Origin of the sequence: Parafrankia soli (assembly GCF_001854695.1) — a bacterium.
Lineage (GTDB): Bacteria > Actinomycetota > Actinomycetes > Frankiales > Frankiaceae > Parafrankia > Parafrankia soli.
Genome location: NZ_MAXA01000228.1, coordinates 54,405 through 63,688, shown reverse-complemented (window position 1 = coordinate 63,688; position 9,284 = coordinate 54,405). Strand labels below are relative to the sequence as shown.

Genomic DNA, 9,284 nt, shown 5'->3' with positions numbered 1-9,284 from the left:
GCCGCCGGGATCATCGACCCGGTGAAGGTCACCCGCTCGGCGCTGCAGAACGCCGCGTCCATCACCGGCCTCTTCCTCACCATCGAGGTCGTCGTCGCGGACAAGCCGGAGCCCGCGGGCGCCGGCGGCGGTGCCGACGCGGCCGCCATGGGCGGCATGGGGGGCATGGGCTTCTGATCCACCCGGCAAGCCGGGCCACCCGGTGAGCTGAGCTGAACCACCGGTGGGTGGGCCCGCGGTGCAACCTGCGGACCCACCCACCGTCGTGTCACCGGCCAGGCCTTTCCAGCCGGGCTTCCCCAGCCCGGCTTCCCCGGCCGGACGCATCCGCCGGATCGCCTCCTGCTACCGGCCGCGGGCGGCCCGGCCGTGGCGGCGATGTCCCGTCAGAGCCGTCAGCAGGTACCCAGCATGGTGTTCAGGGCCGACTTCTCAGTGCTGTCCACGGTCAGGTTGTAGTAGTACTTCACCTGAACCCAGGCCCGCGCGTAGGTGCAGCGGAAGGACGACAGCGACGGCTGCCATTCCGCGGGGTCCTTGTCGCCCTTGGACTGGTTGACGTTGTCCGTGACGGCCCACAGCTCGGGCCCGCCGAGGTCGTTCGCGTAGGTCTGGCGCTGCGTGGTGGTCCACGCCCAGGCGCCGGAGGCCCAGGCCTCCGCCAGCGGGACCATGTGGTCGATGTCCACGTCGGCCGCGGCCGTCCACGTGGCACCGTCGTACGGGCTGTACCACGATCCGGAGGTCGCGGCGCAGCTGCTGTTCACGACCACGCCGGTACCGTCGCGCTTGAGGACCTGTTCCCGGGTGTTACAGGCGCCACTCACGGTGATCCAGTGCGGGAAAAGGTCGCGGTCATAGGTCGACGCATGCGATTCCGCCGCTACCGTCAGCGAATTCAGCCTGGTCAGGGCCGTGCTCGCCGAGGGAATGTTCGGGGGCGTTGCCCCGGCAGGCGCGGCCGCGAACAGCACACACGCGACAATCGCGGCCACGGCCACGGCGGCCACTTTCAGGAGACGGGAGGCCACAGGGGTACTCCTGACCAGTTTCACCGTGGCCTGCCGGACCGCAGACTCAGTGAACGGCRAAACTCACCGGAGAATGGCAACAGCCCGTACCGGAAACAGGAGCAGATACACGAATCGACGGTGAACCTTCGGGGACGGCCACCGGCCCACCAAAAAGATCTGTGTCATTCATTCGAAATTGCGGTGAACCTTGGACGCAACGCCGGACCGGTGGCCCGGTCACCCACGCGGCTCCGCGCGGAATCACGCCGGAGCGATGCCCGGCACGGTGGCCGCCGCCCGGTAGGGCCGGTCACCGATGGTCACGGACGAGCCACGTCGGACGGGCCGTCGGGCCGCGGAGAGCAGGGCCGGCGCCCCGGCACGACCGGCCACCGGAGCCGCCTGCGCGAGGTGACACGTCCCGCCGGCCCGCGGTGATTCCGGGGCGCACGACCGTGAGGCATCCGCCCGAGCTCGCGGGCGCCCGCGCGAATGCCTACCGCGTCACCCGCCGATTTGCTATGTTGCTGGCCGGAAACCGGGGAACGCAGAAGCTCAACCGACTGTCGGCCGTAGGCACAGCCGAGCTGGGCCCGGCCGAATTTTTGAGAGGGGCCGTGCCGCGTGTTCAAGCAGGTCTGCTTCTTCAAGAAGCGCCCGGACATGACAACGGAAGAGTTCCTGGACTACTACGAGAACCAGCACACACAGCTGGCGAAGAAGATCGGAAAGCCGGCCATACCGAACGCGGTCCGGTACGTGCGACGTTATCTGACTCCCGTCGAGAACCCGGTGACCGGAGAAATCCACGACAGCGGTTACGACTGCATCATGGAGATCTGGTGGAACAGCCGCGAGGACTTCGAGAACTCGCAGCGTCTCATCAGGGACCCCGAGCGGCTGCCACACACGCTGGAGGACGAGAAGAAGCTGTTCGCCACGCACGCCAACCCGATCTGCATCGTGGAGGAACACGATTCGCCGATGGGTCCCGACGGGGAGACCTACGACTGGGTTCCGGTCGTCCGCGGGTGAGCGCCCCCGAGGAACGGCAGGGACCTCCCGGCGGCTTTGACCATCAGGTCCGGTCCGGACCCGACAGGAAGCGGTTAGCCAGATGAGTGACCTTCATGATCTTCCGGCCCGGGTCTTCAGCCTCATAGAGTCGGGGGTGGTGGCCGAGTTCTCGACGGTGTCCGCGGCCGGCATTCCGATCGACACGCCCACCTACTATTTTCCGGCCGACGACATGTCGACGATCGACCTGGCAACGGGCCTGCCCAATCCGGCCAAGGCCGAGCGGGTGCGGCGCACCTCGAAGGTCGGGCTCCTGATCGAGGGCCGCCCCGAGGAACCGGTCGTGGTCATTCGCGCCCACGGTGCGGTGCGCGACAGCGACATCCAGGCCAACGCCATCCGCTATCTCGCCGAGACCGGCTACGAGGGGATCAGCCACGGCATCACGTGGGAGGAGGCACGCAAGGCCGTCACCTACTGGTCTCGGATCATCATCGAGAACAAGCCCGAACGGGTGTACTGGTGGGACAGCCACGCGGCCCTCGACGACCCACCGCAGGTGTGGTCCGCGGCGCCCGACACGGTCTACCCGACATCCGACCCCTCGCCCGCCCGCAGGATGAAGCGGTCGGCCTGGCCGGTCCGTCCCTGGCAGGACGTGGCCGGGGAGGCCGTGGAGGGCGGCACTCCGGCGCATCTGTCGGTGCTCGACGAGGACGGCTTTCCGCTTCCGATGCGGGCGACCTCCTTCGAGCTGACAGCCGAGGGCTTCCGGCTGGCGGTGCCCACGGGCACCCCCTGGCGGCTGCGGGGCAGGGCGTCGCTCACCTTCGCGGGTTTCCGTACCTTCGTCGGCGACGCCGGAGCGGACGGCGGCGACCGCGTCCTGTTCCGCGTCGAGCGCTCGCTCCCCCAGCACCCGGCGACACTCGACACGAAGCAGGTTCTCCAGCCGAGCGAGGACACCCTCGCCAAGGCGAGGGCACGGCTCGAGTACGAGGCTGAGCGGCGCGGCCAGTCCCTCCCGGTCATCCCGGCGGACCCCCCGCCACGGACCCGCATCGCGTTGATCCGCCGGGCGCGCATCGCCAGCGACGCACCGATCACCGGCATCACCGAGGAGCACGGGAACCGGAGGACCTGACCCACCCGCCGCGCCCGCGGGCGGTACGCCGGGCCGCGGGCCGGCTCTCGTCCTTGGCAGCGGCCGGCCCGGTGGGCCGGTCTCACCTCGCCTGCTCGACGACGCGGGCGGCGACGGTGAGCGCCGCCGCCGCCGCGATCGAGGTGATCGTCCGGACGTGGTTCCAGGCGGTCCAGCCGGGCAGGTACTCCGCCCACCGCCGCGCCGCGTCGACGCCGTCCGGCGACACCCCGGCCAGCGCGTCGTTGCGCGGAACGTGGTAGAAGATCGTCACCACGATCGCGACGAGGTACAGCACGCTGCCGACGAGGCGCAGTGCGGCGCCCGGCCGGTCGAGGTCCAGCGCCGCCGAGACGCCGAGGACGGCGCAGGTCAGCGCCGTGCCCAGCAGGGCCGTCATGAACCAGCCGGTGGGCGCCCACCTGTTGATGCCCTGCATCGCCTGCAGGCCCTGGGCGGGCGGCAGCCCGTCGAGCGCCCGCATCACGAACACGGAGAAGGCGAAGAAGACGCCGCCCACGACGCCCGAGCCGACCGCCGAGACGATCGTGAGCGGGGCCAGCACCCGCTCCGTCATCGGGTCACCCGGCCACGGTCCGCCGCGCCGCGCGCCGGGCACGCCCCGCTGATCACGGTCGTCGTCACGGGTGTCGCCGGGTGTGTCGTCAGGTGTGTCGTCATGTGATCAGTCAAGCCCGCCCGGCCGAGACGGCCCATCGCCCAGAATCTCGGATCCATACGCGGACGTCCACCGCGACCCGGCCAGGGCCCGTCCACGGCCCGGATCCCGCGCACGACCGCCCGGATCGTCCGACCCGGCCACCCGCGACCATCTGATCACTATCATTCCGGTCCGTGACTCCTCCGACGGTTGGAGCCGCCGGCTTCTCAGGCCGCTTMCGTGGCCTGACAGGCCAGCCCGACCCGAAGGATGTTGATCGCCGCGCTCACGTCGGCGTGCGCGGCATGCCCGCACGCGACACAGACGAACGCGGCCTGTGTCCTGCGGTTGTCGGCATGGCAGTGCCCGCAGACCGCACACGTGCGGGAGGTGTGGGCGGGGTTCACCTCGACGACGACCCGTCCGGCGCTTTCAGCCTTGGCGCGCAGCACGTGGAGGAACACCCCCCATCCCGCGTCGAGAACGCTTCTGTTCAGCCCGGACTTCGCCGCCTGCCCGTTCGCCGGGAACACCCCGGGCCGGTCCGGGTCGGGTCTCGGCGCGGCCCGGCGGGTCATGTTCACGACCCGCAGCGCTTCCACACCCCCATATCCACCCCCACCACCACCCCGGTGGCCGGCAGCGGCCGCGCGGGCACGTCCTCGCAGGAGACGACCACATACCAGCGGCGGCCTTCCCGCTTCACCGAGACCGTCCTGACCGTGCCCGCCACCGGCCGATGCTGGTGAACCTTGACGTGGCCAACGCCCTGAAACCGAACCCGGACCTGGGTGGGATGCTCAGGCTGGGAGTTCCAGCGGCAGCCGTCCCCGTCCCTCGGCCACTCGACCGTGTCGGACCAGCCCGCGCCCCTGAACCGCGGATAGCCAGGGCTCTGGCCTGCCCCGACCCGGCGGAAGAAACCGGCGAACGCCCTGTCGAGGCGACGCAGGGTGGCCTGCTGGGAGGAGAACGACCAGCGCCCCTGATCCGGATCGTAGGCGCGGATCTCCCTGAGCTGGGCGGACTGGTCGCCGTAGCGAACCGTCACCCTCGACCGATGCCGGTAGGCATCGCGTCGTTCCTGCAACGCGGCGTTGTAGAGCGCCCGGTGATCATCGAGCATCGCCGTCAGCGCGGCGGCCTGCCGCGCCGTCGGGCGGAGCAGGAACTTGAACGCCCGCCTCACCGGGCCCGCTCCACGCCACGGCCACTCGTACCGGGTGTCAACGTACCGGCGGACAGTCTCGGGCGAAACCGCGCCGACGGTGGCGGCGACGTACAACCGCGACCACACAGCGCCGGCAACCAGAACCGCAGATACCCGAACCCCTCACGCAGCACCCGGGACGTCAACCCCGCGAGCTGGTCGGCGACACACGACGGGAAGTGCCTCAGGTGAACCTTCACGAACAGATCCACAGGGTCCGGCGTGACCTCCCACGCAACGACCATCCACTCATACCCGGCGCACTTCTCCCGGACCAGCTCGCCACAACGGTCACCGACAGGACCAGCGAGCACAGGGCAGCGGAACTTCGAGCACCACACCCTGCGATACCCACGGCCGTAGACGCCACCCGCACCCACCACCCCCCGCCGAACCATGATCCGGACATACCGGCGACGCACACCAACGGTCACGGTCCGTACCCGATTCCCCTCACGCCTGAAGACGCCAGCCCCCTCGGGAAATCTTGATGGACGTCCTGGCCGGAATGCTGGACGGGCCGCGGGCGCGGGGGGCGTTCGCGATCCGCTCGGTCATGTCCCCGCCCTGGTCGATGCTCATCAGGGACCAGGCGCCGCTGACCGTCGTCGCGGTCGTGCACGGCGAGGTTTGGGTGCTCCCCCGGGACACCCCCGCGGTGCGGCTGCGCGCGGGCGACGTGGCCGTCGCCCGCGGGCCCGACCCGTACGTCGTCGCCGACGACCCGGCTACCCCGCCGCGGATCGTGATCCATCCCGGGCAGGTCTGCACCACGCTGTCGGGTGCGAGCCTCGCCGCGCAGATGGATCTCGGCGTGCGCACCTGGGGCAACCAGCGCGACGGCGCGACGGCCCCGCCGACGACGATGCTCACCGGCACCTACCAGCAGCACAGCGAGGTCAGCCGCCGGCTGCTCGACGCGCTGCCCGCGCTGGCCGTCATCCGCGCGGACGACTGGGACTGCCCGCTGGTACCCATGCTGGCCCAGGAGATCGGCCGGGACGACCCGGGCCAGGCCGCCGTCCTAGACCGGCTCCTGGACCTGCTGCTCGTCACCGCGCTGCGGGCCTGGTTCGCCCGCCCCGACACCGACGCGCCGCCCTGGTGGCGGGCCAACGGCGACCCCGTCGTCGGCCACGCGCTGCGGCTGCTGCACAACCATCCCGAGCGCCCCTGGACGATCGCCGCCCTCGCCGCGGCCACGGGCGTCTCCCGCGCCTCGTTCGCGCGCCGGTTCGCCAGCCTGGTCGGCGAGCCGCCCATCGCGTTCCTGACCGGCTGGCGTCTCACCCTGGCCGCCGACCTGCTCCAGGAGCCGGCGGCCACGGTCGGCGCGGTGGCCCGCCAGGTTGGCTACGGCAGCCCGTTCGCCCTCAGCACGGCGTTCCGCCGCCGGTACGGCGTCAGTCCGCAGCAGTACCGCGCCCGCGCCCACGGCGACCGGGCGGACCAGCCGCCGTCCGACGGCCGCCCGGCGGACGCGCCCGGATGATCCGTTCGGCGACGACGACGTTGATGAGCCAGCCGGCGGCCATGAGCACCGCCCGGCTGGCCTCGCCCGGTTTCCCGACGGCGATCTCGTAGGGCAGGTGGGTGAACAGCTGGGTCCCCGCCCCCAGCGCGAGGGCGTAGGCCCGGGTCATCCAGGCCCGGTGCCGGGCGATGTCACCCCGCCGCACGGCGACGACGCCCAGGATGACGGCACTTCCCATCACCGTGCCGACGATGATCCGCAGGCCGGCGAGAACCACGCCGTCGGCCGGCGGCAGGTCGTAGAAGAGCGTCATCCACACGCCGGTGAACGCCACGGCGAGCCCGCAGGGGATCAGGAGCCGCCCGGTGGCGCGGTGCCAGCGAGGTGCGCGCCGACGCAGGCCCGGCGAGAACTGGAAGGCACCCAGCACGCTGTACAGGCTGGCCCCGATGATGTGCACCACCACGGGCACGGGCTGGGCGACGAAGCGCGCGTTCTCCGCCGTGGCCCGCGCGCCGCCGGCCAGCTCACCCACCCGCAGCGCGCCAGCCGCGACCGGCACGGCGCTGAGCAGGAGCAGCCCGGCAGGCACCAGCCACGAGGCCCGCCCCGACGAGACAACGGAGGAGACTGCGGCGGACGACCCGGCGACCGCGCGCCGGCCAGGCAGGCCCGCGGCTCCGGGTGAGCCCACAGCACCGGGCGAACCCACGAGGCCGGAAGGAGACCTGAGCGCGGTCCCGTTCTCATCGGTCACGAGACGATCATGGGGCCGACGGGGCGGTGCTCTCATCAGCGTGGAGGCCGGAGCCACCCTGGCCGATCGGGCGAGCTCCGGGTCCTACTTCCGGCCGACGGACGCCGGCCGGACAGATGCCGTTACCACCCGCCCGCGCCGCCCGCCCCCGACCGGCGGACGTCGACCCGTCCGGTCTGGTAGGCCCAGAGGGCGATCTCGACGCGGTTGCGGGCGCCGAGCTTCGCCATGAGGCTGGCGATGTGGGTTTTGACCGTGCTGAGGCTGATGTGCAGATCGGCGGCGATCTCGCTGTTCGTCCGGCCGCCCGCCACGGTGGCGAGCACCTGTTCCTCGCGGTCGGTCAGCGCCTCGACCGGCTGCACCGGCACCGGTGCGGGCCCGCTCCCGGCGAAGGTGGCGAGCAGCCGGGCGGTGACGTTCGGCGCGATGAGGGCGTCGCCGCGGGCGGCGGCGTGCACGGCCTGCGCCAGCAGATCGGGGCCGGCGTCCTTGAGCAGGAAGCCGCGGGCCCCGGCCCGCAACGCGGCGTAGACGTACTCGTCGAGGTCGAAGGTGGTGATGACGACGACGGCGAGCGGATCAGCCACCCCCGGCCCGGCAAGGGCGAGCGTGGCCTGGATGCCGTCCATCACGGGCATCCGGATGTCGATCAGGCAGACGTCGGGCCGCAGCCGGCGGGCGAGCTCGACGGCCCGGCGGCCGTCCGCCGCCACGCCGACGACCACGATGCCCGGCTGGGCGTCGAGGATCATCCGCAGGCCGGTGCGGACGATCTCCTGGTCGTCGGCGACGACCACCCGGATGTCCGGATCGGGGTTCCCACCGGCGTGCGGGTCGGCGCTCCCACCCGCGTCGCGGCCGGCGTTCACGTCGCCCACCCGGCCCGGGGCAGGGTGGCGGTCACCGTCCAGCCCCGGTCGGGGGCGGGGCCGGCCTCGCAGGTGCCGCCGAGCAGGCGCGCGCGCTCGATCATCCCGGTGAGCCCGTAGCCCGGCGACGGCGGCGGGTGCAGGGCGGCGGTGTCGCCGTCGTCGCGCACGGACAGCCGCACGCACGCGTCATCGGCGGACACCACGACCTCGACGTGGTTCGCGTGCCGCGCGTGCCGGCGGGCGTTGGTGATCGACTCCTGCGCGAGCCGGTAGATCGCGGACCCGACCGACGGCGGGAGATTTCCCACCTCGCCGACGATCCGCACCCGCACCGCCGGGCCGGAGCGGGCCTGGCCGGCGAGCCGTTCGAGATCGGCGACGGTCGGGTTCGGCGCCAGTTCCGCCGGCTCGTCACGGCGCAGTACCCGGACCATGGCCCGCATCTCGGCCAGGGTGCGCGACGCCTCGAGCTCGATCACCCGCAGTGCCTCGGCGGCGGCGGCTGGGCTCGACGGCGCGGTGGCGATGCCCGCCTGGGCCCGGATCGCGATCGCCGAGACGTGGTGGGCGACGGTGTCGTGGAGATCCCGGGCCAGCCGCTCCCGTTCGAGCAGCTTGGCCTGCTCCAGCTCGCGCAGCCGGGCCCCGGCCCGGTACCGGAACGCCCCGCCCAGCGCGAACGAGGCGAGCAGCACGGCCGCGCCGCCGACGGCGTCGGCGGCACCGGTGGCAGCGGAGATCATGCAGACGGCGGCGGCGGCGAGCACGACCGCCGCGCCGGTCACGGCCTCCCGGCCCGATCCCCACCGCAGCAGCGAGTACGGCAACAGCAGCATGAAGATCATGCTGTTCAGCTGGGGGACGCCGCCGCCGGTGAGCACCGAGGCCACAGCCGAGGCACCGAAGGCGATCGTGACCGCCGCCAGCGGCCTCGCCCGGCGCCACAGCAGGGTCGGGACGAGGGCGAGTGCCAGCAACACCGACCAGGTCCGCCACGGAAGGTCCGCCCGCAGCAACCCCTCGGTGAGCGCGGCGACCGTGAGCGCGGCGGCCAGCGGCCAGTCCCGCCGGCCCGGTGTCGACGGGCGCGCCGGACGCGGCTCCTCCCACAGCGGACGGACGAGATCGCGCAC

The 9,284-nt window shown here is 72.3% G+C and carries 10 protein-coding genes and 2 pseudogenes; 4 read left to right on the top strand and 8 right to left on the bottom strand.

The features are described 5' to 3' along the window. Window positions 1-177: pseudogene (gene groEL / locus BBK14_RS37260) on the top strand (chaperonin GroEL); the annotation flags it as partial. A 218-nt stretch (window positions 178-395) separates the two neighbouring features. Here the strand turns inward: groEL and BBK14_RS22345 are convergent. After that, window positions 396-1,031, bottom strand: coding sequence for an HNH endonuclease family protein (locus BBK14_RS22345; RefSeq protein ID WP_071065223.1), 636 nt, complete (start codon window positions 1,029-1,031; stop codon window positions 396-398). A gap of 645 nt (window positions 1,032-1,676) precedes the next feature. Between BBK14_RS22345 and BBK14_RS22340 the strand changes: the two genes are divergently transcribed. Both BBK14_RS22340 and BBK14_RS22335 read left to right on the top strand, forming a co-directional pair. Continuing rightward, complete coding sequence (locus BBK14_RS22340) at window positions 1,677-2,048, top strand: EthD domain-containing protein (protein ID WP_241831756.1); 372 nt, start codon at window positions 1,677-1,679, stop codon at window positions 2,046-2,048. An 82-nt stretch (window positions 2,049-2,130) separates the two neighbouring features. Next, on the top strand, window positions 2,131-3,174 hold the full coding sequence (locus BBK14_RS22335; RefSeq protein WP_071065221.1) for a pyridoxamine 5'-phosphate oxidase family protein: 1,044 nt from the start codon (window positions 2,131-2,133) through the stop codon (window positions 3,172-3,174). Between the two features lie 82 nt (window positions 3,175-3,256). On the opposite strand, the gene BBK14_RS22330 is transcribed toward BBK14_RS22335, so the two are convergent. The 4 genes and pseudogenes from BBK14_RS22330 to tnpA form a co-directional block, all read right to left on the bottom strand. Further along, window positions 3,257-3,751 (bottom strand): anthrone oxygenase family protein, encoded by a 495-nt coding sequence (locus BBK14_RS22330; protein WP_071065229.1) that lies wholly within the window; start codon window positions 3,749-3,751, stop codon window positions 3,257-3,259. A 311-nt stretch (window positions 3,752-4,062) separates the two neighbouring features. Continuing rightward, a complete protein-coding gene (locus BBK14_RS42940; protein ID WP_241831755.1) occupies window positions 4,063-4,437 on the bottom strand; it encodes an RNA-guided endonuclease InsQ/TnpB family protein in 375 nt (124 codons plus the stop codon). Continuing rightward, complete coding sequence (locus tag BBK14_RS42935; RefSeq protein ID WP_241831757.1) at window positions 4,416-5,024, bottom strand: RNA-guided endonuclease InsQ/TnpB family protein; 609 nt, start codon at window positions 5,022-5,024, stop codon at window positions 4,416-4,418. Before BBK14_RS42935 ends, BBK14_RS42940 begins: the two co-directional genes overlap by 22 nt. Then, window positions 5,021-5,443: pseudogene (tnpA, locus tag BBK14_RS35750) on the bottom strand (IS200/IS605 family transposase). The gene BBK14_RS42935 and the pseudogene tnpA overlap by 4 nt, the downstream one beginning before the upstream one ends. Before the next feature lie 92 nt (window positions 5,444-5,535). Between tnpA and BBK14_RS22320 the strand changes: the two are divergent. Continuing rightward, a complete protein-coding gene (locus BBK14_RS22320) occupies window positions 5,536-6,537 on the top strand; it encodes an AraC family transcriptional regulator (RefSeq protein WP_071065220.1) in 1,002 nt (333 codons plus the stop codon). Here the strand turns inward: BBK14_RS22320 and BBK14_RS22315 are convergent. The 3 genes from BBK14_RS22315 to BBK14_RS22305 form a co-directional block, all read right to left on the bottom strand. Then, entirely contained in the window at window positions 6,449-7,276 is an 828-nt protein-coding gene (locus BBK14_RS22315) for a DUF2306 domain-containing protein (RefSeq protein WP_241831754.1), read from the bottom strand. The genes BBK14_RS22320 and BBK14_RS22315 overlap by 89 nt on opposite strands. A gap of 122 nt (window positions 7,277-7,398) precedes the next feature. Further along, a complete protein-coding gene (locus tag BBK14_RS22310; RefSeq protein WP_198541383.1) occupies window positions 7,399-8,148 on the bottom strand; it encodes a response regulator in 750 nt (249 codons plus the stop codon). After that, entirely contained in the window at window positions 8,145-9,284 is a 1,140-nt protein-coding gene (locus BBK14_RS22305; protein ID WP_241831753.1) for a sensor histidine kinase, read from the bottom strand. Before BBK14_RS22305 ends, BBK14_RS22310 begins: the two co-directional genes overlap by 4 nt.